Origin of the sequence: Ruminococcus bovis (genome assembly GCF_005601135.1) — a bacterium.
GTDB lineage: Bacteria > Bacillota > Clostridia > Oscillospirales > Acutalibacteraceae > Ruminococcoides > Ruminococcoides bovis.
Window position 1 is genome coordinate 1236586 of sequence record NZ_CP039381.1, and the last position, 24597, is coordinate 1261182.

The 24597-nt window shown below is 34.3% G+C and carries 22 protein-coding genes; 13 read left to right on the forward strand and 9 right to left on the reverse strand.

The features are described 5' to 3' along the window. Window positions 1-2670 (forward strand): hypothetical protein, encoded by a 2670-nt coding sequence (locus tag E5Z56_RS05815; protein WP_138156986.1) that lies wholly within the window; start codon window positions 1-3, stop codon window positions 2668-2670. Window positions 2671-2683: 13 nt separating this feature from the next. Beyond that, the gene (gene rpe, locus E5Z56_RS05820) at window positions 2684-3334 is read left to right on the forward strand and encodes a ribulose-phosphate 3-epimerase (RefSeq protein ID WP_022504894.1); all 651 of its coding nucleotides are present in this window, start codon (window positions 2684-2686) and stop codon (window positions 3332-3334) included. Here rpe and E5Z56_RS05825 read toward each other — a convergent pair. Next, complete coding sequence (locus E5Z56_RS05825; RefSeq protein WP_138156988.1) at window positions 3315-3842, reverse strand: hypothetical protein; 528 nt, start codon at window positions 3840-3842, stop codon at window positions 3315-3317. The two genes, rpe and E5Z56_RS05825, sit on opposite strands and share 20 nt — an antisense overlap. A gap of 121 nt (window positions 3843-3963) precedes the next feature. Between E5Z56_RS05825 and E5Z56_RS05830 the strand changes: the two genes are divergently transcribed. Then, the gene (locus tag E5Z56_RS05830; RefSeq protein ID WP_138156989.1) at window positions 3964-5505 is read left to right on the forward strand and encodes an alpha-amylase family glycosyl hydrolase; all 1542 of its coding nucleotides are present in this window, start codon (window positions 3964-3966) and stop codon (window positions 5503-5505) included. A 951-nt stretch (window positions 5506-6456) separates the two neighbouring features. Here E5Z56_RS05830 and E5Z56_RS05835 read toward each other — a convergent pair. After that, window positions 6457-6789: a cupin domain-containing protein gene (locus tag E5Z56_RS05835; RefSeq protein ID WP_138156990.1), complete on the reverse strand. Its 333-nt coding sequence runs from the start codon at window positions 6787-6789 to the stop codon at window positions 6457-6459. Between the two features lie 179 nt (window positions 6790-6968). Here E5Z56_RS05835 and E5Z56_RS05840 point away from each other — a divergent pair, with 179 nt between their 5' ends. The 3 genes from E5Z56_RS05840 to E5Z56_RS05850 all read left to right on the forward strand — a co-directional run bounded on the left by E5Z56_RS05840 (window position 6969) and on the right by E5Z56_RS05850 (window position 8781). Beyond that, complete coding sequence (locus E5Z56_RS05840; RefSeq protein ID WP_138156991.1) at window positions 6969-7235, forward strand: autorepressor SdpR family transcription factor; 267 nt, start codon at window positions 6969-6971, stop codon at window positions 7233-7235. Between the two features lie 2 nt (window positions 7236-7237). Then, window positions 7238-7909, forward strand: a complete 672-nt coding sequence (locus tag E5Z56_RS05845) for an SdpI family protein (protein ID WP_138156992.1) — start codon at window positions 7238-7240, stop codon at window positions 7907-7909. Between the two features lie 77 nt (window positions 7910-7986). Further along, window positions 7987-8781 (forward strand): hypothetical protein, encoded by a 795-nt coding sequence (locus tag E5Z56_RS05850; RefSeq protein WP_138156993.1) that lies wholly within the window; start codon window positions 7987-7989, stop codon window positions 8779-8781. A 54-nt stretch (window positions 8782-8835) separates the two neighbouring features. Here the strand turns inward: E5Z56_RS05850 and E5Z56_RS05855 are convergent, their stop codons facing one another. Beyond that, a complete protein-coding gene (locus E5Z56_RS05855; RefSeq protein ID WP_138156994.1) occupies window positions 8836-9822 on the reverse strand; it encodes a biotin--[acetyl-CoA-carboxylase] ligase in 987 nt (328 codons plus the stop codon). Window positions 9823-9832: 10 nt separating this feature from the next. Continuing rightward, window positions 9833-10600: a type III pantothenate kinase gene (locus E5Z56_RS05860; RefSeq protein WP_138156995.1), complete on the reverse strand. Its 768-nt coding sequence runs from the start codon at window positions 10598-10600 to the stop codon at window positions 9833-9835. Window positions 10601-10742: 142 nt separating this feature from the next. On the opposite strand from E5Z56_RS05860, the gene coaBC reads away from it, so the two are divergent. From coaBC to E5Z56_RS05880, 4 genes are all read left to right on the forward strand, one after another. Beyond that, complete coding sequence (gene coaBC, locus E5Z56_RS05865) at window positions 10743-11939, forward strand: bifunctional phosphopantothenoylcysteine decarboxylase/phosphopantothenate--cysteine ligase CoaBC (protein WP_138157952.1); 1197 nt, start codon at window positions 10743-10745, stop codon at window positions 11937-11939. Between the two features lie 151 nt (window positions 11940-12090). After that, the gene (locus E5Z56_RS05870; RefSeq protein ID WP_138156996.1) at window positions 12091-12933 is read left to right on the forward strand and encodes a transketolase; all 843 of its coding nucleotides are present in this window, start codon (window positions 12091-12093) and stop codon (window positions 12931-12933) included. 2 nt (window positions 12934-12935) lie between these two features. After that, complete coding sequence (locus E5Z56_RS05875; protein WP_138156997.1) at window positions 12936-13877, forward strand: transketolase family protein; 942 nt, start codon at window positions 12936-12938, stop codon at window positions 13875-13877. Window positions 13878-13960: 83 nt separating this feature from the next. Further along, window positions 13961-14803 (forward strand): asparaginase, encoded by an 843-nt coding sequence (locus tag E5Z56_RS05880; RefSeq protein WP_138156998.1) that lies wholly within the window; start codon window positions 13961-13963, stop codon window positions 14801-14803. Between the two features lie 35 nt (window positions 14804-14838). Here the strand turns inward: E5Z56_RS05880 and E5Z56_RS05885 are convergent, their stop codons facing one another. The 4 genes from E5Z56_RS05885 to E5Z56_RS05900 all read right to left on the reverse strand — a co-directional run bounded on the left by E5Z56_RS05885 (window position 14839) and on the right by E5Z56_RS05900 (window position 19649). Beyond that, complete coding sequence (locus E5Z56_RS05885; protein ID WP_138156999.1) at window positions 14839-15897, reverse strand: FkbM family methyltransferase; 1059 nt, start codon at window positions 15895-15897, stop codon at window positions 14839-14841. A 13-nt stretch (window positions 15898-15910) separates the two neighbouring features. Continuing rightward, window positions 15911-16984 (reverse strand): ComEC/Rec2 family competence protein, encoded by a 1074-nt coding sequence (locus E5Z56_RS05890; RefSeq protein ID WP_232842404.1) that lies wholly within the window; start codon window positions 16982-16984, stop codon window positions 15911-15913. A gap of 277 nt (window positions 16985-17261) precedes the next feature. After that, on the reverse strand, window positions 17262-17930 hold the full coding sequence (locus tag E5Z56_RS05895; RefSeq protein ID WP_138157001.1) for an ABC transporter ATP-binding protein: 669 nt from the start codon (window positions 17928-17930) through the stop codon (window positions 17262-17264). Between the two features lie 12 nt (window positions 17931-17942). Continuing rightward, complete coding sequence (locus tag E5Z56_RS05900; RefSeq protein WP_207668576.1) at window positions 17943-19649, reverse strand: ABC transporter permease; 1707 nt, start codon at window positions 19647-19649, stop codon at window positions 17943-17945. A gap of 218 nt (window positions 19650-19867) precedes the next feature. Between E5Z56_RS05900 and E5Z56_RS05905 the strand changes: the two genes are divergently transcribed. The 3 genes from E5Z56_RS05905 (at window position 19868) to hydF (ending at window position 23148) form a co-directional block, all read left to right on the forward strand. After that, on the forward strand, window positions 19868-20386 hold the full coding sequence (locus E5Z56_RS05905; protein ID WP_138157002.1) for a peptidylprolyl isomerase: 519 nt from the start codon (window positions 19868-19870) through the stop codon (window positions 20384-20386). Between the two features lie 143 nt (window positions 20387-20529). After that, window positions 20530-21951, forward strand: a complete 1422-nt coding sequence (gene hydG, locus E5Z56_RS05910) for a [FeFe] hydrogenase H-cluster radical SAM maturase HydG (RefSeq protein WP_138157003.1) — start codon at window positions 20530-20532, stop codon at window positions 21949-21951. A 9-nt stretch (window positions 21952-21960) separates the two neighbouring features. Continuing rightward, window positions 21961-23148, forward strand: coding sequence for a [FeFe] hydrogenase H-cluster maturation GTPase HydF (gene hydF / locus E5Z56_RS05915; RefSeq protein ID WP_138157004.1), 1188 nt, complete (start codon window positions 21961-21963; stop codon window positions 23146-23148). A 659-nt stretch (window positions 23149-23807) separates the two neighbouring features. On the opposite strand, the gene ymfI is transcribed toward hydF, so the two are convergent. After that, window positions 23808-24542 (reverse strand): elongation factor P 5-aminopentanone reductase, encoded by a 735-nt coding sequence (gene ymfI / locus E5Z56_RS05920; protein WP_138157005.1) that lies wholly within the window; start codon window positions 24540-24542, stop codon window positions 23808-23810. Between the last annotated feature and the right edge of the window lie 55 nt (window positions 24543-24597).

Genomic DNA, 24597 nt, shown 5'->3' on the forward strand with positions numbered 1-24597 from the left:
ATGGAGTTTAAGAAACCTGACTTCCTAAAAAGTAAGGCTAAGAAAAAACCTAAAAAGGAAGAGAAAAAGGTAACTAAGAAAGAAAATCAAGCTCCACCGGAGGTAACAGAGGATATTAAGACTATGTTTTACTCAATGGCTCCTGTGGATGATGAAGATGAAGAAAATAATACAATTGTAGGAGAGAAAATCGGCACTACCATGAACGCTGAGGTTATGATGGAACGCCAAGGTGACGAAAACGGTAAAGTGTCAGATGATGAAGAAGATTTACCGGACTATAGCAGTGACTTTTTCAATGCTCCTGTTCCTGTTGAAGAGGATGTTGAACTTAGTAGTGATGTACCGGAGGGTACACTGGTAGCTGATGATGTTATTGAGAGTGTACCTCAGTTTGACATTAAACCAATTGAAATTGAAGATATTGACACTATTGATATTGATATTCCTGATGTACCGGAAAAGAAGGAAGAAGATACTTTCCCTATAGCTATGGCTAATGAGGACTTTGACGAAGAAAAGTTCAAGAAAGACAGCCTTGATGAATTGATTAAGGAAAAAAATCTTCCACCACTACCTAAGCATGAGGATGAGGAAGAACCTGATGATTTCCATTATGAAAAACTTTTCGGAAAGCAAAAGCCTGTACCTCAAGGTACAACTCAGGTTTCTAAAGTGCCGATTTATAAACCTGAAAGTCCTTTGGAACAGTTAAATGTTAATGTAGGTAAGTTTTCCGTTGTAGTTAGACAAGAGTATGAAGAATACCTAAAAAGTAAGAATCCTGAAATTTCTGCTACATATAAGCCAACTTCAACTGTTGTTACGGAAGAACCGGTTAATAATAAAAATAAATTTGCACAATCAGTTATCAACCTATTTACTTCAAAGGGTAAAGATACTGTAGAAAACAGAACAACTGCTGAGAAGGTTGTTACTGTTGATGACTATGATGACGAAAATGACAAGGAAAGTGTTGCTGATGAAATTAACAGTAACCTAAGTAAACTAAAGTTCCAAAGTTTTGCTTTAGGTGTTTTGGCTGTGGCAACATTGTTCTTTGTATTTTTACAGAGAGCATTACCATCAACTTTAGGTGCAGGTTATGTAGCACCTGTAATTTATGGTGTGCTAAACTTAATTGTTATTTTAGTAGCAGGTGCAGTTTCAAGAGTAGCACTAAAGAATGGTTTATCCTCACTTATCAAGTTTAAGGGTAACTCCGATACTGCAGTAGCAGTAGGTTATGTTTGTGGTGTGCTTTCAAGTATTGTGGGACTTTTTGCCAGTCAAAGTTACTTTATGGGTAAGTACAGTTACTATACAGTTATCCTTATTGTAGGGCTACTGTGTAACTCTGTTGGTAAGTATTATATGGTTAGCAGAGTTGACAAGAACTTTAAGTTTATTGCTGATGATAATAAGAAAATGTATTCAGCAAAAATTTATACTGATGAAAATATTGCCTCAAAGATGATGAGTGGTACTGTTGTAGAAAAGCCTATTGTTGCTTATCAGCACAAAACAGACTTTTTGACAAACTACTTGCAACTTTCCTATGCACCTGACCCATCAGAAGAGGCTGCCGGTAAAATTGCACCATACACCACAATTTGTGCAATAGTTGTTGCAATTTTATTCGGATTAATTAAGAAAGATTTTGTAGGTGCAATCAGCACCCTTTCACTTATTACGACAGTAAGTATTCCTATTTGCACTTTAATGGCAGTTAATGTACCTATGAGAAAATTGTGCAAAACACTACTTAAAAAGGGTGCAATGCTTTGTGGTTATCAAGGTGTAAATCAGTTTTGTGATACTTCGGCAATTATAGTTGATGCCAGTGAACTTTATCCGGAAGGCTCAATTATCCTAAACAACATTCAGGCCTTTAATGAAGTAAAGCTTGATGAATCTTGTTTATGTGCAGCAGCAGTACTAAAAGAAGTTAACAGTCCACTTTCTTATGTGTTTGATAAAGCACTTCAAGAAAGCAGAATGGTACTTCCTGATGTTGAGTCTGTAATGTATGAAGACGGTCTAGGATTAGTTGGTTGGGTAAATGGTGATAGAATTCTTGTAGGTAACAGAGAACTTATGAGAAAGTACAGTATCAATATGCCTGAAAGAAATATTGAAGAAACATACCACCATCAGCATAAGCAGACAACTTTCATTGCTCAATCAGGGGTGCTTGTTGCAATGCTAATTACAACATACAGACCTAGTATTGAAATTTCCAAAGAACTTCAAAGGGCTGAGTACAACGGCATTAGCCTACTAATCAGCACAAGTGACTGTAATATTACATCAGAACAAGTTTCTGAGGACTTTGGAGTGTTCTATAGAAGCGTAAAGGTACTTCCAACAGGACTTGGCAATGTTTGTAAGGAAGTAACCGGTGTACATGAAGAAAAATCCAGAGCATACTTAGCAACAAGAGGTAGATTTACTCAGATTGCCAGAGCATTATCCGGATGTGTACAAATGAGAACAAATATAAGCATTTCAGTAATTATTCAGCTAATCGGTGTGGCACTTGGTATTATGATTATGTCAACAATTGCCCTTTATGCCGGTACTTCAATTTTAGGTACAGTGGAAATGCTACTTTATACAATTTTCTGGGGAATAGCAACAATGATTGTCCCTATGATTAAGAAACCTTAGGAGGAATTTTATTATGTTAATCGCACCATCACTACTATCATGTGACTTTTCAGTTATGGGTGAAGAAATAGAGAGAATGGACAAGTCAGGAGCAGACTATATGCACCTTGATGTTATGGACGGTCACTTTGTACCAAATATTACATTCGGTGCACCTGTTATTAAAACAGTTAGAAAATATACCGAAAAGCCTTTTGATGTTCATCTAATGATTTCCGAACCACTAAAGTATATTGAGGACTTTGCAAATGCCGGTGCTGATATTATTACTTTCCATATTGAAAGTGATAGTGATGTTCAGGAAACTATTGATAAAATCAAGGCTTGTGGCAAAAAGCCCGGACTTGTAATTAAGCCTAATACAAAGGCTGAAGAAGTTTTCCCTTATCTAAAGGATTTGTTTATGGTTCTTGTAATGACAGTTGAACCCGGTTTTGGTGGTCAGTCATTTATGGCAGATATGCTACCAAAGGTTAAAGAAATCAGAGAAGAAGCTAACAAGGTAAATCCTGAACTTCTTATCGAAGTTGATGGTGGTATCGGTGAGGCTACTATTAAACAGGCATATGATGCCGGTGTTGATGTTTGTGTTGCAGGTACAGCAGTATTTAAGGCTGACTCCGCTACTGAGGCTATTAACAACCTTAAGGCTCTTTGTAAGTAAGATTTTTACCGATATTATCTACACAATTTTCACCAATATATTTTCCGTATTCCTTTAGCCTAGCTAAGAGAATACTGTTTTTACATTTTTCTCCATATTGACACACAAGGAGTTTTGTCTTTTTAGAGATAAATGAATTAGAAAAACATAGGTAGTATTTGTTATCCATTATGTAACTGTAGTTTCTTGATAATGGATAAGAAGATTTGTGTAGTGCTAATATACAATTTAAGTAATCATCACAATTTTCAAAAGAATATATGGTGTGGTCAAGGTTTCTTTTTATTTTAAATCTTTTTCTGCCATATCTAATGGTTAAGAGAAAGATTGAACCTTTCCTTGATTTAACAGCCTCTAACACAAATGCACAGTGCTTTGTGTTTAACTTTTCAACAGTTGCAACAATGTTCAGAATGTGATATATTAAATCGTCCTCAGTATTAAAGGTAAGTTCGTCTTGTAAAAATTCAAACATAAATGAAGTATTATTTATCTTTGTAATAGTCATACTATTACCTCCTTTATATAAAGGATAAATGGTACTTAGGACATTATCAACTGATTATTGTTTACAGTAAATAAAACACTAAATTAATTTCAAAAATTTACTAACGAAAGGAAGATGAAATATGCCACAGTGGTTAAGTGACGCAGTATTTTACGAAATTTATCCTCAGTCTTTTAACGATACTAACGGTGATGGTATCGGTGATATTCAGGGTATTATTGAAAAACTTGATTATGTAAAGGGTCTTGGTTGTAACGCAATTTGGCTAAACCCTGTTTACGATTCACCATTTATGGATGCCGGTTATGATGTAAGAGATTACAAGAAGGTTGCTCCAAGATATGGTACAAATGAAGATTTGGTAAGACTTTTTGATGAGGCTCACAAAAAGGGTATCAAGATTTTACTTGACCTTGTTCCGGGTCATACAAGTGACCAACATCCATGGTTCTTAGAAAGTAAGAAAGCTAAGGAAAGTGAATATACAAACAGATATATCTTTACAAAGTCAGTATGGGATGCACCACCTGAATATAGAATGATGTGTGGTTTATGTGAGCGTGACGGTAACTATATGGTTAACTACTTTAGTAGCCAACCTGCTCTTAACTATGGTTTCTATGAAGTAACTCACCCTGAATGGCAGTTACCTTATGACCATCCTGATGCATTAGCTACAGCAGAAGCAATTAAAGATGTTATGAGATTTTGGCTAGATAAGGGTGCTGATGGTTTCAGAGTTGATATGGCTGACTCTCTTGTAAAGAACGATGATGAAAAAATCGCTACTGCTAAGATTTGGCGTGGTGTCAGAGAAATGCTAGATAAGGATTATCCAGAGGCTGCTATGGTTTCAGAATGGTGTAACCCTGAAAGAGCTATCAATAATGCCGGTTTCCATATGGACTTTTACCTTGACCATTACGGCAATGGTTATAGCCGTCTATTCAGATATGAAAAAGATGGTGAAAACAAAGCATTCTTCCATAAGAACGGTAAGGGTGATATTACTGCTGCTATGGATGAGTATGTTCCTAACTTTGAAAAAACTAAGGCTAACGGTTACATTAGCTTTATGACTAATAACCATGATATGCCAAGAATGACTCACTACGCAGATAAAGAAACAATCAGACTTGCTTTTGCAACTCTATTTACTTTACCGGGTGTACCATTCCTATATTATGGTGATGAAATCGGTATGAGATACCAGGGTGACCTTGTTTCTAAGGAAGGTGGTTATTCTCGTACAGGTTCAAGAACACCTATGCAGTGGAATAGTGAAAAGAACCTAGGTTTCTCAACTGCTGATGAATGTTATCTACCTGTTGACAAGAATGCAGATGCACCAACTGTTGAAAATCAGAAGAATGACCCTGAGTCAATTTATAAGGTTGTAACTGATGTTATTGCACTTCGTCATAATAATAAGGACCTAGGCAATGACGGTGACTTTGAAGTTGTTTATGCTGAGAAAGAAAAGTATCCTTTCATCTACAAGAGAGGTAAGTTTGTTGTTGTTGTAAACCCATCTTCAAATGACGAAACTGTACCATTTGATTTTGATGTTGCTTCAACTCTATACCAAATCGGCAAAACAGAAGTAAAGGATAATAAGGTTACTGCTTACGGTAGTTCTTTTGCTATCTTTGAAGTAAAGTAATTTGCGAATTTTAATTCTGTTGATTTATCGTAGAAATTAAATTTTATAACTAATTAAAGGCTAGTTGCTTAAATAGTAACTAGCCTTTTCGTTTAGTATAGTAATGTTTTTAATTTTGATTGTGTTATTTTGAAATTTAGTTCTATAAATTAGGGTTTGTGAGGCTGATTATGTAATAAAGGTTGATTTAGATAGCAACCGATTAATACATCTAATTTATAGTTTTTCCCTCCTTCAGTCGATTTATAAAAGGTAAATTGCCGTACCGTCAATTTACAATCGACAGCTTCCTCGTCTGAGGAAGCCTTTGTCTTTACCATAATTTCTATTAATTTATAAAGTCTGTACTATTTTAAAAATTGCGTACTAATTTTAGATTTGTACAGACTATTTTGCCTCCCTCGCTGAGGGAGGTGTCACCGAATGGTGACGGAAGGAGTGATTGATATTTTAAACTTGTTTAAAATATCATCATATATGAAACTTTCCTATATTTCTAACTATAAAATATTATATAAATTATGAGTTACAGTTGTAGGGTTCACCATTGGTGGACCGTTACAAACTAGCCTTTTTATTGGCATATTGTCCTATTTGCAGACTATAAATTTATAATATCTACATAGGGCATAATACATTTATTTAGGAAAATTTGTTACGGGACATCAATGATGTCCCCTACACCTGTTAGCCATACTTTTGTGATAATATAAGGTATGATAATTTTGCAAATTTTCCTTTATACTCAACTAAATTTATAACAAATTCACCTTTATCCACAATCAAAATTAAAAAAACAAACCCTAATTTGCAAAATTAATTTATCGTAACGCAGAAACAAAATTGAAAAGCCCTAATTTATCTACAAAAATAAAAATAGAAAAAGGTCTGCACCGTTAGGTACAGACCTGAGTAATTTAATAATTAGAATAAAAATAACCTAAAACTAAATTAGAAGATACAAGTTAAAAGCCACTTAAATCTTTCTTCGCCATAAACTGCGTGAGGAACTTTTGCCGGCATAATAAGTGTTTCACCTTCGGAGACAATGTGTTCTACACCACCAACAGTGAATTTGCCTTTACCTTCAAGAACAGTAACCATTGCGTCCCCCTCTGACTGATGAGTAGAGATTTCTTCATCTTTTTCAAAAGCAAAAAGTGTTAGACTAACTGCATCATTTTGCACTAAAGTCTTGCTTACAATTTGGCCATCCTGAAAGTTAACCTGATCTTTTAGTTTTAATACCTGTGATTTTTCTATATTTTTAATTAGTTTTTCCATAAGAAACACTCCTTTTATAATAATGTTATACCATAAATTTTAGAAAATATAAAGATATTTTTATTAAAAGTATTGACAATATTACTTTTACTTAATATACTGTAATTAGTTAATTAGATAATTGTCTAATTAACTAACTGTTATTTATTATTTATAAATTTGAAAGGCTGGTGTTATGTGTGGGAGATGTGTGGAAAGCATTGGCTGACCCTACAAGAAGAAAAATTTTATCACTATTAAAGGATAAAGATATGAATGCCGGTGAAATTGCAAATGAGTTTAATATGACAAAACCATCAATCAGCAATCACCTGAATATTCTCAAACAAGCTGACCTGGTAGATGCTGAAAAGGTAGGTCAAAATGTAAATTATTCCCTCAAGACCAGTGTTCTTGAGGATGTTTTGAAACTTATTTCTGACTTAAGTAGCAGAGGAAAGGATTAGTTATGAAAAAGTATCTATGCTTGATTATTTCATTGTTAAATGCAGTAGCCACAGCAATTTATATTGCACTTATTGATAAAGATATTGTGCCTATCCATTATGATTTTTACGGTAATGTGGATAATGAAGGTTCTAAATGGTCTTTTATGTTTTTACCTGCTATTTTAGTTGTAATGGCAGTAGTGTTCCTTATAATCGAAAAGGTTATGGCAAAGAATATTAATTATCAGAAAAACAGTAAATACCTAACTATTTGCATTACAGGTTTTATTGTTTTGATGTTAGCAATGTTTTGGGCATTATTGATTTTATCAACAAATGGTAACGGTAAAATTATCGGAAAAGTTGTTCCATTTATTTGTAGTGTTATTCTTGGTTTAATGGGTGTATTGTTTAGTAACTTTATGCCAAAGATAAAGCCTAACGGTACTTTTGGCATTAGAGTATCTGCAACTTTAAATAACGAAACTGTATGGAAAAAGACCCATAGATTTGCCGGTAAAACAGGTATGGTAGGTAGCTTCTTAGTGCTGATTACCGGTTTTGTTTCTCTATTTTGTGGTGACTTTAGTGCAGTAGTTTCCATTGTTGGTATAGTTATTTTTGTTGTAACTATTGCAGTTTTGCCAACAATTTATGCTTACAGAGTAAAAGCAAATATGAATAAAGGGTAAATATTATTTATATATTTACAAATTATTGCAAAAGATAATTCTTCATGTTAAAATGTTATAGAAATGAGGTGCAATAAATGAAGAAATCACTTTCTTTTTTAGTAATATTAACATTATCAGTTTCAATGCTTTTGGTTGGTTGTGGCAGTGATAGTCAAGGCACAAATACCGATAGCCAAAATTCAGAAACTCAGCCTACAACTGCTGAGTTAACTTATCCTGTTGGTGGTAAGGTTGATAAATCCCAACTTAATGAATCTAATATGTATGAGATTTATGCTGATGATGATGTGTCACATGCATATCCATTAGAGTCCTTTGAGTGTGATAAAGATGGTACAATCAAAAGTGGTGACATAAATGTTTATGACAGTAACCACAATATAATTAAGCAAACTCACTATGAGGGTGAAACACTTGATTATACAGAAGTTAGAGAGTATGATGAGAAAAATCAGAATACAAAAATCACTAGTTATGCCGGTAAGGTAGATAGAAATAACCTAACTTCTACTATGGTTATGGAGTATGATGAAAACGGCAATAACATTAAGAGTACAACATATGATGACCAGAATAAGCTTTTCTCAACTGAGAAAACTTCTTATGTAAAATACGGTGACACTTACTATACTAAAGAAGATACAATCTATGATGCAAATAATGTTGTAACAACAAAGACAGTTTATTCTTATCGTAGTGACGGTATACAGGCTAAGGATATTCGTACAGAATACAAAAACGGTAAGGTAAATTACTATATGGAAACTAGTTACGATAGTGAGGGTAATGCTGTTTCATATACTTACTATGATAAAAATAAAAATGTAATTGATGAACCACAAGACGAGAAAGATGCTTACGGTGAGTAATTCATAAAAAATGGGCTATTGCTTTTGCAATAGCCCTTAATTTTTTGTGTTAAATCAGTAAATACCTTGTACTGTAACTTCACCACTAAAGACAGTTTCTGTAGTACCGTCTTCCAATGTAACAACAAGTTCACCGTTATTATCAATGTCAGTAGCTTTACCTGATACTTTTTCACCTTTTCTTGTAAAAATAATATCTCTGCCAAGTGTTGCACAGTAGTCTTTGTATTCCTTTAAATTTTCTTCATTAAAGGAGTAGTTACCCTTTAGAAGTATATTTTCAATGTGCTTTAGGATAAGTGCAAGAAGTTTGTTCTTGTCAATTTCTTTGTCACTTTCCAATGCACAAGAGGTTGCTTTCTTGCTAATTTCTTCCGGAAAATCTTTGTTAAGAATATTTATGCCGATACCAACAACAATAAAATCAACCTTGTCAAATTCACAGTTCATTTCTGTAAGGATACCAACCAGCTTTTTGTTGCCGATAATAACATCATTAGGCCACTTAATCTTTGCCCCAAAGTCAAAGTACTCATTAAGTGCTTTTGCAACTGCCAACCCACAAAGTGGAGTAATTGCAGAAACTTCCATTGGTGAAATTTCCGGTCTTAAAAGTACGGAAAAACTGATTGTGTCATCTTTTTTACTTTGCCATACTCTGCCTAGTCTGCCTTTGCCACCGGTCTGTTCTCTGGCAGAAACAACTGTACCGGTAGGGTACTTTTCTGCATTAGCCTTTAGGTAGTTGTTGGTTGAGTCAATAGTTTCAAATACTATTAATTCTTTGCCAATCAGAGCATTATCATCAATATAAGTCTTAGTTTCACCTGCATTTAAAATACCAGGTGATGACATAAGTTTGTAGCCTCTGTTTGTAACGGAGTCAATCTCATAACCCATTTTTCGTAAATCGTTAATGTTTTTCCATATTGCAGTACGGCTAACATTAAACATTTCTGAAAGTTCTTCACCACTAATATATCTGTCACTATTCTCTTTTAACATTTTTAGGATAGTGTCTTTCTTTTCATTCGCTTTCATAATATCACTCTTATTTGTTGTTTTTCTTATATATAAAGTTCAATCCGTCTAATAGTAAGTTCCCGTCATATATTACATCTCTCTTACAAACAGATACAATACTTTCAGCATTGCCACCTGTTGCAATAATAGTAACCTTTTCGCCAAGTTCTTCTTCAATTCTATCTGCTAAACCATCAATCATAGATGCTGAACCGTAAACTGCACCACTTTTCATACAGTCAATAGTGTTTTTGCCAATAACCTTTTCAGGCTTTTCAAGGCTGATTCTTGGCAACTGGCTGGTTGATGATGACAAAGCATCCTGACTGATTCTAATACCGGGAATAATAAGCCCACCAAGGTAGTTTTTGTTTTTGTCAATAACAGAAACAGTAGTAGCAGTACCCATATCAAGTACCATTGCAGGTGTAGGATATTTGTTGATTACTGCAACTGCATCAGCTACTTGGTCACAACCTAATTGTGCCGGATTGTCCAGCTTAATATTAAGACCGGTTTTTGTACCCGGACCTAAGATAACAGGAACTTTTCCTGTTAATGTTTTGATAGCTCTTTTCATTGTTAAGATTAGTGGTGGCACAACAGAACTGATGATAACACCCTCAATGTCAGCAACATCAATGTGTTTCATATTAAGCATACCGACAAACTGTAATGCGTATTCATCAGCAGTCTTTAGCTTGTCTGTTGCAAGTCTGCCGGTAAAGGCAACTTGGTCATTATCTATTATGCCAATTACAATATTTGTATTGCCTATATCTATTGCAAGTAACATATTATCCTCCAATGTCGAAAATATCTATTCTAATTATGCCTTAAAAAACATATAAAATCAAGTATAAAGGTAATATTGTTGATTTTTTTGGACTATTTGATATAATCAAAATATAGAAACCTAAAGGGTTAAAGGAATGTTTATTATGAATGGAAAAAATATATTAATCGGTGTAACAGGTGGAATTGCAGCCTATAAAACACCTAACCTTGTATCAATGCTGGTAAAGCAAGGTTATAATGTTGATGTTATTTTAACAGAAAATGCAATGAACTTTATTACACCGAATACATTTGAGGCATTAACAAAAAACAGATGTATCACAGATACATTTGATAGATTTCATAGTTTTGAGATTGAACATATCAGTCTTGCCGAAAAGGCAGATGTAGTAATGATTGCACCTTGTACTGCAAATGTTATTGGCAAAATTGCAAACGGTATTGCTGATGATATGCTGACTACAACAGTAATGGCTTGTAAAAAAGCTAAGAAGTTTATTGTACCTGCAATGAATACTAATATGTACGAAAATCCTATTGTACAGGATAATATGAAAAAGTTGCAGAACTATGGTTATGAAATTATAGAGGCATCAAGTGGCAGATTAGCTTGTGGTACAGTAGGCAAAGGTAAAATGCCTGAACCTAAGGATTTGTATAAGTACATTGAAAGAGAATGTAAGTATGAGAAAGATTTACTAGGTAAGAAAGTAGTTGTAACTGCCGGTGCAACTCAGGAAAAAATTGACCCTGTAAGATATATTACAAATCATTCTACCGGAAAAATGGGATATGCTATTGCTAAGGTAGCTATGGAGCGTGGTGCTGATGTTACTTTAATCAGTGGTATAACTTCTCTTGAGAAAATACCATTTGTAAATACTATTGATGTGGTGTCAGCTGAAGATATGTTTAATGCAGTTATTGAAAATTATGATAATGCAGATATTGTTATAAAGTCAGCAGCAGTAGCAGACTTTACACCGGAAGATGTATTTGATGAAAAAGTTAAAAAATCCAGTGGAAATATGGACACAATAAAATTAAAGCCAACTAAGGATATTATTAAATACCTTGGTGAGCATAAGGAAAATCAGTTCTTGTGTGGTTTCTCTATGGAAACAGAAAATATGGTGGAAAATTCTAGGGACAAACTCACAAGAAAGAATCTTGATATGATTGTAGCAAACAATGTAAAAGTAAAGGGTGCAGGTTTTGGCACAGATACAAATGTTGTTACAATCATCACTAAAGACAATGAGGAAACATTGCCTATTATGACAAAAGAACAAGTAGCAGAAAAGCTCCTTGACCGAATTGTTGAAAAAATACAGTAAAATGTGGAAAAAACAAGAAAAATAAGAGTATTATTCTTTTAAAGAATATTTGCAAAAAACTATTGTGTTATCATTATTAAGCAATATTATGAATAACTATGGTTTATTCAGAAAACAGTATTTATTTTAAGGTAATAACTGGAGGCTAAACATGGAGATTAGCGAAATTAAGCAGTTGCAAATTAACGCAACTAAAGCAAGAATGGGTGCTATCATCGGCACTTATAATGCTAAGTCAGGACATCCGGGTGGTTCACTTTCTGCTGCTGATGTTTTAACTTATCTTTATTTTAAAGAAATGAATGTTGACCCATCAAACCCTAAGTGGGCAGATAGAGATCGTTTTGTTCTTTCAAAGGGTCATTCAGCACCTGCACTTTATGCAGTACTTGCACTAAAGGGCTATTTTGATTGGGACGAACTAAAGTCACTTCGTCATGTAGGTGCTATGCTACAGGGTCACCCTGATATGAAGGGTACACCGGGTATTGATATGAGCACAGGTTCTCTTGGTCAGGGTATCTCAACTGCTTGTGGTATGGCTATTGCAGGTAAGATGGATAACAAGGACTACAGAGTATATACTGTTCTTGGTGACGGTGAATGTGAAGAAGGTCAGGTTTGGGAAGCACTTATGTTTGCTGCTCATAAGACCCTAGACAATCTTGTTGTTATTGTTGACCAGAACGGTCTTCAGATTGACGGTACAGTTGCTGAAGTTGGTGGTATTGAACCACTAGATAAGAAGTTTGAAGCATTTGGCTTTAATACTCTAAAGGTTGACGGTCATTCATTTGAAGAACTAGACAAGGCTTTTGCAGTAGCAAAAGAAACTAAAGGTATGCCAACAGCTATCCTTATGAAAACTGTTAAGGGTAAGGGTGTTAGCTTTATGGAAAATCAGGTTGGTTGGCACGGTAAGGCAACTAACGATGAAGAATATAAACAAGCAATGGCTGAACTAGAAGCTACACTTGCATCATTGGAGGGTTAATCGTGGAAAAAGTAACTAAGGCAACTAGAGAAAGTTTTGGCGAAGCACTTTGTGAACTAGCAAAAACTGATGAAGATATTGTTGTACTAGACGCTGACCTTTCAGCAGCAACAAAGACAAGTATTTTCCAGAAGCAGTATCCTGAAAGATTTATCAACTGTGGTATTGCAGAAAGCAATATGATTGGCGTTGCAGCAGGTCTTGCAGCAGCCGGCAAAAAGCCATTTGCAGCATCTTTTGCAATGTTCTCAACAGGTAGAGCATTTGAACAGATTAGAAACTCTGTTGCATATCCTAACCTAAATGTTAAGATTGCCGGTTCTCATGCAGGTATCTCAACAGGTGAAGACGGTGCAACTCACCAGTGCCTAGAAGACATTGGTATTATGAGAACTATCCCTAATATGGTAATTCTTAACCCTGCTGACCATTGGGAAATGATGGCAGCAACAAAGGCTGCTCTTGAACACAATGGTCCTGTTTATATCAGACTTGGCAGACTTGCTATTGATTCATTTAACGATCCGGAAAATTATAAATTTGAACTTGGTAAGGGTATCACTCTACACGAAGGTAACGATGTTACTGTTATTGCTACAGGTCTTGTAGTTAACGAGGCTAGAAAGGCAGTAGAGGCTCTTGAAAAAGAAGGTATCAATGCAAGATTAATTAATATCCACACAATCAAGCCAATTGATAAGGATATTATTATTAAGGCAGCTCAGGAAACAGGTAAGATTATTACAGTTGAAGAACACAATGTTATGGGTGGTCTTGCTGATGCAGTTTGTGAAGTTACATCTCAGTATTGTCCTGTTCCTGTAACAAGAATTGGTGTTAACGATAGATTCGGTTACTCAGGTCCTGCTTGGGAACTATTGGAAATCTTTGGCCTAACAGAAACAAACATTAAGAAAGTTATTACTCAGGTAGTAAATAGCTAATGAGATAAAAATTAAAGCCGTCTTTATGACGGCTTTTTTTAGTTATACTAGAATTTTTACTTATAATAACAATAGGTGATTTTATGAAGATAAAGGTTATCCTTACCGGTGGTACAGTTGGTAGCGAAAAGGTTAATGGTGTTGTAAAGAATAATAAAGACTCTAACATAGCTTCAATGTGGAAAGAAAAGTTTAATTCCAATATTGATTTTGATGTTGTAAATCTTTATTCTATACTTTCTGAAAATATTAAAACTGAGAATATAGAAATGCTTTTTGCAGAACTAAGGAAAGATTATAGTGACTACAAGGGAATTATTATTACTCACGGTAGTGATACACTTTCTTATACCTCAGCATTTGTATCTATATTTTGTAAAGATTATAAAATTCCTGTTGTACTTACAGGTGCAGATAAAGTCCTCAGTGACCCTACAAGCAATGGTTATAGTAACTTTACAACTTCAGTTGAAATAATAATGGACAATAGAGTAGGGGTGTGGACTGTATTTGACAGCATCTTTAGTGCCGATACTGTTATGGAGGCTGATTATTTTTCCGATAAATTCAGAACCGGTAACAGTCCTTTAACTATGATAAAATGCAGTAAAAATATTACATTTAATAATAAAGTAGCTATCATAAAAATGTACCCATTTATAGACTTTGGTATGATTAACTTTGATGATAATACAAAGGCTTGTTTGCTTGTTGGGTATCATAGTGGTACTGCTGATGAAAATGCAGTTGATACATTACTGAGTAAGTGTAAAGAAAAGAATATTCCACTTTACTTGCAAGGACTGAATAAAGAAAGTGCCTTGTATGACTCATCAAATAATCTTCAAGAAAAAGGTGTTAACCTAGTTTATAACTCCACCCCTGAATATGCATACGCAACACTTATGATAAAAGTAAATAGCTAAAGAAAATCTCCACAAGAATTCTTGTGGAGATTATTTTATATACAATATAAGTTTGTGTCCCAACATGGGATATATGGATGGTGTCGCATATATATTTTGTAGTTAGGGTTGGCTCTATGGATAACGGCAGGTAGCCTGTAAATATCGCAACATCTGTGATAACAAGCAATGTTTAGCTTTGGCTTATGTTCAGCCATTAATGTCATACCACCTGAAAGTGCCACAAACTCAACACCCTCAACATCCATTTTTATGTAAGTGAACTTTGTGTCCTCTGCCAAAGAATCAATGCTGACAGTTTCTGCAAGTAGTCCACCATTGTTTTTGATAAGTGAACCTCTGCCCATATCTGCTCTAAATTCAAGTTCTGTGTCAAAGCTCCATACTGCCTTATTTAGCAATGTTGTATTTTCTAAGTCACCTTTAGCCTCTACTAACTTTTTAAAAGTTTTTGGTTCAGGTTCTAGAGCAGTAATTGAGTGATAGTGGTTGCAAGTGTATTTTAGAAACTCATCAATAGTGTCACCACGATAAGCACCAAGGTCAAGATAATCTTCTTCAGAATTTAGGTTAAGAATTTTAAATGCATCATCTTTGCTACTTTCCATAGCATAAAGGTACTTTAATTCGCCTGTATATTCAAAGTAGCACATATTCTTGAATACTTCCTTTGACTCTTCATCAGCCATAAGGTTGTAAGCATTCATTATTTCTTCACCGTTTCTAACAAGATAACTTCTGTTGAAAATACATTCACCGGCTACCGGTACACTGGGAATCATAACTTCATATTCCTTTTCCAATGCCTTAATGTTAGCCATAACTTCCGGAATGTGTGTGCCAAAAGTAATAAGAATAATAAAGTCCTTAAATTCTTCCTTTATCTGTGCAAGTGTCTTTACTGTAAATTTGTGAAAACTTTGACCTCTTACAAAGTCATCAGATGCCATAACACCACTTGCGTGAATATTTAGCAGTTCAAATTCTTGTAAAACTCTATCAGCACCATCACCCATACCGTAAAGTATAATCGGCTTTCTGGTAACCATAAGTTTTTCCCATACAGATTTTTCTTTCAACAATGTATTTATCATAAAAACCCCTCATTTAAGGATTGCAACTTTTACAAGGTGTGTATCCCTCATATAATGCATCCTTGCGATTATCAAAATAAACTTTGTTTTTATCACTCATTGCATAAACTGAGTCACAATTAGGTTTGTGAAACTTTTTGCTGTTTTTATTCCCTATAAATTTTTCTTTAGATATTGTAGTTCCTTTATTTCCTTTAGTGGTATAAGTTTCGGTTTTTATGTTGCTACTGTTATTCTTTTCAGTAGCAAAACTGATTTCTTTACCATCACTTTGAGCAACAACAGTACCCTCTAAATCGGTTCTGTAAGTTTTAATATTTCTTTCCTTTAACTTTTCTAAAGTTTCCTTATGTGGATGACCGTATTCATTATTTACACCACAACTGATTACTGCATATTTTGGAGAAACTTTGTTTAAGAATTTCTCACTGGTACTGGTTGAACTGCCATGATGTCCTACCTTTAGTACATCAGCTTTTATGTCATAATTACTTTCCAGAATCTCATCCTCAACTAACTTTTCAGCGTCTCCTGTAAATAGGAAAGAATTTTCCCCATATTCGGCTTTAATAACTACTGAGTAGTTGTTGCAGTCACTGTAAATGTGATTTTTCTTAGGTGAGATAATTGTAAATGTAGCATCACCTAAAGTGTAACTTTCACCGGCATTGGCATATTCAATCTTAGTGTTTTTACTTTTAGCCTCGGTTTCAACATCTTTCCAAGTTTTAGTGTTGTATGTAACCTTAGGACAAATTAGGGTATCTGTCTGAATATTTTTCAGCACAGTATCCATACCACCAATATGATCAGAATGTGGGTGAGTGCCAACTGCATATTTTAGCTTGGTGGCATTGTGACTTTCAAGGTAATTTACTACTGTATCACCTTTGTCATTTTCACCGGCATCTATCAGCATAGACTCATCTTTACATTGTAATAATATGCTGTCACCTTGACCAATATCAATGAAACTTACTGTCAGTCCACTATAACTTACTTGTGTATTGTCGCTTACATCACAACCACAAGTAACTGTTGTAATAAGTAAACAAAGGACTAATAATATAGTCCCTTTACTTTTCAATATAATATTTTTCATATTAATAATTATATACCAAATAAAAATGTAATGCAATATTCATATAGTAGAATAAGTAGGTGAATATATAGCAATTATTTACAAAACACAAAAGCAAAAAGCACCTGTTCAGGTGCTCTTTACAAGAAAGGAAAAAATGAAAAAATTATCTATTAAAAATTTAGTTGTTGTTTTCTTTACTGTCATTATATTACTCTGTGAAAGTGAAAATACAATGAACATAATGTGTAAATGTGATTAAAGTTAAATGAACCAAAGTTCATTATTTTTTAGGTGTATTCTTCCTAAATGGCTGTAGCTGATAGTTAATGTCACTTTGTTTAGCTACATCAGGAGAATGTGTCACAAGAATAATACATCTGTTTTCTTTATGTGCAAGCATTTTGAAAATATCCATAATCTCATCCTGAGTTTCAAGGTCAAGATTACCGGTAGGTTCATCAGCTAAGATGATTTCCGGATTATAGGATAATGCCCTAGCAATAGCTACTCTCTGTTGTTGACCACCGGAAAGTTTAAGTATGTGACGGTTAATCTCATCATCAGTCAGTCCTACTTTATATAAAAGGTCAAGAGCATATTGCTTTTTGTCGGTAAATTTCTTTCCTGAAATATCCATAGAAAGCATTACATTTTCAAGTGCAGTGAGGTTAGTAAGTAGGTTGAAACTTTGGAAGATAACACCCACACAGTTACTTCTGTATTTGTATTTATCTTGCTTTTTTATGTCTTGACCTTTATATAAGATTTTGCCACTTGTTGGGTTGGTTAACCCACTAAGTAGGGAGAGCAGTGTAGTTTTACCTGCACCACTCCTACCTGTTATAGCGTAGATTTTGCCATTTTCAAATGTATAGTCAAGGTTATCCAGAACAATAACCTTTTTACTGTCGTAAGCATAACTTACTTTTTCTAATTCAAGTATTGCCATATTATTACCTCCTTAATCTCTCTGAGATAGAATTTTTAGTGGTTCGTACCTCATTACAAAAATAACAGAGGTTAGTGAACTTACAATTGTCAGTCCAAGTCCCAGTAGGATTAATTCCAATACAACCATTAGGTCCGTTGCTGAAGAAACTGAACTAATGTAGTTACTTGCTTGTCCCATAAATCCACCACTTGGAGGGTTGCCCTTATCTTGACCATTGTCACTTGGCTTATTGTCTTGGCTACTGTTATTGTCAGAACTGTTGGAATTATTGTTCTGTGTATCACTGCCACGACCAAAGTTCTGTTCAACTTGAGTTTGCTGAGTTTGTGATGAAGTAACTTGATTTTCAAGTAGTGCATTTGTAATTGGTACACTGGTACAAGCACCGATTATTGCACCAAGAATAATAGCAACAAATGTTACAATAAATGTTTCTGTTAAGAATTGAAGTGCAACTTTCCACTTCTTCATACCTATTGCAGTAAGTACACCGATTTCATATTTACGGTTACGAATGTTAAACATATTAAATACAATCAGAATAATTGCACCGATAATTAATACGATAAGTAAGAACCAACCTGCAAAAGAACTTAGGTTTTCCAGAGGTACTAGAGAATTCTCATATTCAGTAAGGTCTTGTGACTGAATTGTATAGTCGCTTGATAAACCGGCTTTCTTAGCTTCTTTTTGGAAACTGTTGTAGTCATCAACTGAACTAAATACATATGTACCGTTTACTTGACCTCTAATAGCAGAACTCATTTTCATACCTGTAGTGCTGTCTGTTGAAGTAGAGGCATTCTTCTCTGACTTTGTGATGATTGATGATAAGCACTTGTAGCTTGTGTAGATTTGGTTTGCAGGGTCATTACTTGCGTTAAAGCCCATCATATTTTCACTACTACTGCTAGAGTCACTCTTTGTATAAATACCACTGATTGTAAAGGTGATGGTTTCATCCTCATCATTAGGGTTTTGCAGTTTAATTGTGTCACCAACTTCAAGTGAGTTAAGAGTAGCAAGTTCACTGCTGATTAAACACTTTTTGTCTGATGAATTAATGTCGAACATACTACCGTCTGTGATTTTTGATGTGCCGTCAATAAAGTCTGTCATAGCACTTTCACTGCTATAACCTATTACAGTAAAATCACCTTGTGAACCCATACCACCTTTCATTTCAGGTCCACCTTGACCACCGTTATTACCTTGCATATCAGGTGGTGTGTTACCGTTGTTATCGGTAGAATTTTTACTGTCTGAACTTGAAGATTTACTTGATGAACTGTCACTTGAACTACTTGAGCTATCAGTATTGCTACTTGTGTCAACTGCTTCAAGGCTACCACTAGCATCTAATGAGGCTGATTGTGTGTAGTAGAAATCCTTTACACTTTTGCATTTAGCATACTTTTCAAGTTCATCAATGGAAAGGTCCTTTGTGTTTTGTAAAGCTGACTTCATATTTTCTTTGTTGCTACTACTGTCCGAACTACTACTGGTAGCATTTTTCATCATCTTACTTCTGTCAACTGAGATATTTGCCGTTATCTCCATATCTGACAAAGTAGATTCTCTGGTGCTTTCGGCTGATTGTCTAATTGATAGTGCAATACAGGCTGAAAGAGCAATTACAAGGGCAATTATCATTATCAAGATATTTCTACCCTTATTTCTAATAATGTTACGCAAAGCGTTTTTAATTACGTACAAGACATTCACTCCCGTTTTTTTAATTTCCGTTTCTCAAGAATTCTGTTTTCTCATAAAGACTTTCTGTTTTTCTTTACAGTTATTATATTAACGGGTTAAAGTGATAAAACCTTGAACATAAAGTGTAAAACCTTTTAAAGTTAAATGAACCTTGACTAAAATCATCTTTATTGTTAATATTACATATAGAATAATTTTCTATATAAGGAGAATGAAAAATGAAAAATCCAATTGTAACTTTTGAAATGGAAAACGGTAAGGTTTTTAAAGCTGAACTATATCCTGAAATTGCACCAAATACAGTAAAGAACTTCCTAAGCCTAGTAAACAGTGGTTATTATGATGGCCTAAACTTCCACAGAGTAATCTACGGTTTTATGATTCAGGGTGGCTGTCCTGAAGGCACAGGTATGGGTGGTCCTGGTTATAGCATCAAGGGTGAATTCTCAGGAAATGGTTTTAAAAATGATTTAAAGCATACAGAGGGTGTACTTTCTATGGCTCGTTCAATGATGCCAAATTCAGCAGGTAGCCAGTTCTTTGTTATGCACAAAACAAGCCCACATCTAGACGGTCAGTATGCTGCTTTTGGCAAGGTTATTGAAGGTATGGATGTTGTAAATGAAATTGCTGAAGTTGATACAGATTTTCAGGATAGACCTTTAGACCCACAGGTTATGAAGAAAGTAACTGCTGAAACTTTCGGTGAAGAATACGGCGAACCTGAAAAGTGCTAATTGTATTTTAAAACACAATATCTTGTATTATTAGAACAGTGATGGTATAATTGTTATACTATAGATTGAGTTCACAAAGCACTATTCGGTAGTGTTTAATTGGTGTACCCAAATATGGGTGCGCCTTTTTGTTAGGAGAAAATATGGCAGAATATAATGTAAAATCCTTAAAAGCAGAGGAATTTATCAATGACAAAGAAATCCTTGATACCCTTGATTATGCTGAGAAAAATAAGGATAACCTAGAATTAATTGATAAAATATTGGAGAAAGCTAAGGAAAGAAAAGGTCTAAACCACAGAGAGGCATCTGTACTTTTAGCTTGTGACAATGAAGAAAAAATTAAGGAAATGTATGCACTTGCAAAGCAGATAAAGAAAGATTTTTATGGCAATAGAATTGTTATGTTTGCACCACTGTATCTTTCTAACTATTGTGTAAACGGTTGTGTATATTGTCCTTATCATATGAAAAATAAGCATATAGGCAGAAAAAAGCTAACTCAAGAGGAAGTAAAGAAAGAGGTTATTGCACTTCAAGATATGGGTCATAAAAGACTTGCAATAGAAGCCGGAGAAGACCCTAAGAACAATCCTATTGAATATATACTTGAGTGTATAAACACTATTTACTCTATTAAGCATAAGAATGGTGCTATCCGTAGAGTAAATGTAAATATTGCTGCAACTACTGTTGAGAATTATAGAAAATTAAAAGAAGCCGGTATAGGTACATATATTTTGTTCCAAGAAACTTATCACAAGAAAAGTTATGAACAGTTGCATCCAACAGGCCCAAAGCATAATTATGACTACCACACAGAGGCTATGGACAGAGCAATGGAAGGTGGTATTGATGATGTAGGTCTTGGTGTACTTTTTGGACTTGAAATGTACAAGTATGAATTTGCAGGACTACTAATGCACGCTGAACACCTAGAGGCAGTTCATGGTGTAGGCCCTCATACAATTTCTGTTCCAAGAATAAAAAGAGCAGATGACATTGACCCTGATGTTTTTGACAATGGTATTGATGATGATACCTTTGCAAAAATTTGTGCATTAATCCGTATTGCAGTACCCTACACAGGTATGATTATCTCTACAAGAGAAAGTCAAAAAGTTAGAGAAAAGGTAATCGGACTGGGTGTATCACAAATTTCAGGTGCATCAAGAACTTCGGTAGGTGGCTATACAGAGGAAATCAGACCACACGATACAGAACAGTTTGATGTTTCCGATAACCGTACACTTGATGAAGTTGTATTGTGGTTAATGAAAATGGGATACATTCCATCATTCTGTACTGCTTGTTATCGTGAGGGCAGAACAGGTGACAGGTTTATGGCACTTTGTAAATCTAAGCAAATACAAAACTGTTGCCACCCTAATGCACTAATGACCTTAAAGGAATATTTAATGGACTATGCAAGTGAAGAAACAAGAAAAGTTGGGGAAGAACTGATTAAAAGTGAACTAGAGAATATTCCTAAAGAAAAGGTAAAAGAAATTTGTAAGGACCATTTGGAAAAGATTGAACAAGGTATTCGTGATTTTAGATTTTAAGGAGAATTTATGAACACTACACCAAAGTCAAATAGACTTCATATTGCATTTTTTGGCAACTGCAATGCAGGAAAAAGTTCTGTTGTAAATGCTTTTACAAATCAAAAGCTTTCTGTTGTTTCAAATGTTTTTGGTACAACAACCGATCCGGTAAGTAAGTCAATGGAACTTTTACCAATAGGTCCTGTTGAAATTATAGATACACCGGGGTTTGACGATAACAGTGATTTAGGAAAATTAAGAGTAGAAAAGACTTTCCAAATTCTTAGGAAAACCGATGTTGCAATTCTTGTGATTGATATAACAAAAGGCAAGAATGATTTTGACAGAAAGTTGATTTCACTTTTTAAGGAAAAGAATATTCCGTATATTGTGGTATATAACAAAACGGATTTGCAAAAATTAGACAAACTATCTAATAATGAAATTATGGTTAGTGCCACAGAAAATATAGGTATTAATGATTTAAGGGAAAAGGTTGCACATTTTGTAAAAGTAGAGGATAAAAAGATTATCGGTGACAAACTAAATGAAGGTGATATTGCCATTTTAGTTGTGCCAATTGATAAGTCAGCACCAAAGGGTAGGCTTATACTTCCTCAGCAACAGACTATTAGGGATATTATTGATAGCAACTGTACTGCAATTGTGTGTAAAGAGGACAAAATAACCGAAACTATTAACAACCTTAAGAAAAAGCCAAAGGTGGTTATTACAGATAGTCAGGTATTCAAAAAGGCAAATGCTGATACACCAAAGGATATTTATTTAACTTCATTTTCAATATTAATGGCCAGGTACAAAGGCTTTTTGGCTACAGCAGTAAAAGGTGCTAAATCAATAAGTGACCTAAATGACGGTGACAAAATTCTTATTGCAGAGGGTTGTACTCACCATAGACAATGTGAAGATATAGGCACAGTTAAACTTCCAAAGTGGTTAAACAATTTCACAAATAAAAATATAGAAATTGATTTTTGCAGTGGAACAGAATTTCCAAATGATTTAGGAAAGTATAAACTTGTAATTCATTGTGGTGGTTGTATGCTAAATGAAAGGGAAGTCCAAAGCAGAATGAATATGGCAATTAAGCAAAATGTACCCTTCACAAATTACGGTACATCAATTGCCTATATGCAAGGAATACTGGAAAGAAGTCTAGAGATTTTCCCTGAATTTTTAGAGTTTATTAAGTGAAAAAGTAATTGACATAGATAAAAGCTAGATATAGAATAAAGTAAATAATTTAATATTTGGAGGTGCATTATAGCTCAACTTACAAATGAAAGAATTATTAGAAATGCAACTGCCTCTCTTGAAATAGAGGACTTTACTGTTGAAGATAAATATAAATTCTTGTGTAATAAATTGCTTAATAAAGAAATTACTATGTCACAGTATATTGAGATAGTGAAAAAACAACAAGGAATTAATGTGTAATTACATAGTAATATAAAAATAAGGGTTTCCGTTTGGAAACCCTTTTGTGTATTTTATATCATATTTTGGCTTACAGTTGTAGGGGCTTCACTACAAAAGTTTTTATATAAAAAACTTTTGCATAAGTTCACATTAGCAAATCAAACTTCGCCTATGGCTCGTTTTCTTTGATGTTCACTTAATTGTTCGACCGTTAAAAAGTGTGATAACTATGGGACTTTGTCCTATTTACAGACTATAAATTTATAATATCTGCATAGGACAATATATCAATATAAAGGCTAATTTGCTCGGTCCACCAATGGTGGACCCTACAACGGTAACCCAAAGTTTTCTTCTAATTTAGTGGTTATTACTGATGGAATAATTTATAATTAATATAAAAATTTGCTATAGGAATTAAATTGTTTTCAATCTTAAATTACAAACCCACCATTAACATTTAGAATATTGCCGGTTAGGTAGTCGGAATCTTTACTACCGAAAAATGCAACTGCTTTTGCAATATCTTTAGGAGTACCTAATCTTTTTAGTGGAGTATTATTTTTAAGGTCTTCTAAGGTTTCCTCACTAAAAATATTCAGCATATCTGTTTTGATAACACCGGGACAAACGCAATTTACATTAATATTGCTAGGTGCAAGTTCCTTTGCCAAAGCTTTTGTAAAGCCGATAATACCTGCCTTTGCAGTACTGTAATGAACTTCACAACTACCACCGGTAACACCCCACATAGAGCTAATGTTGATTATCTTGCCGTATTGACGATAAATCATATCATGCATTACTTCTTGTGTGCAGTTAAATGCACCGTCAAGGTGAGTGCTTAACATTACTTTCCATTCTTCATTTGTGATTTGTGAAAATTCCTTTTGTGTGCTGATACCGGCATTGTTTACAAGGATAACTATTGTTCCAAGTTCATCCTTAATTTTAGCTACCATATTTGCAACTTCATTTCTGTCTTTAACATCAGCTTTGTATGCACCCACAGGTACTTTATATTTTTTCATCAACTCTAAGGAAAGAACCTTTGCCTTTTCTTCACTTTTGTTGTAGTTAATTGCAACGGCATAACCAAGGGATGCAAATTCTTCAGCAATAGCACTGCCGATACCCTTTGAACCACCGGTTACAAGAACAGTATTCATAAATTTTACCTCGTATCTAAAAATAAAGGCATTGGATAACCAATGCCTTTTGTTG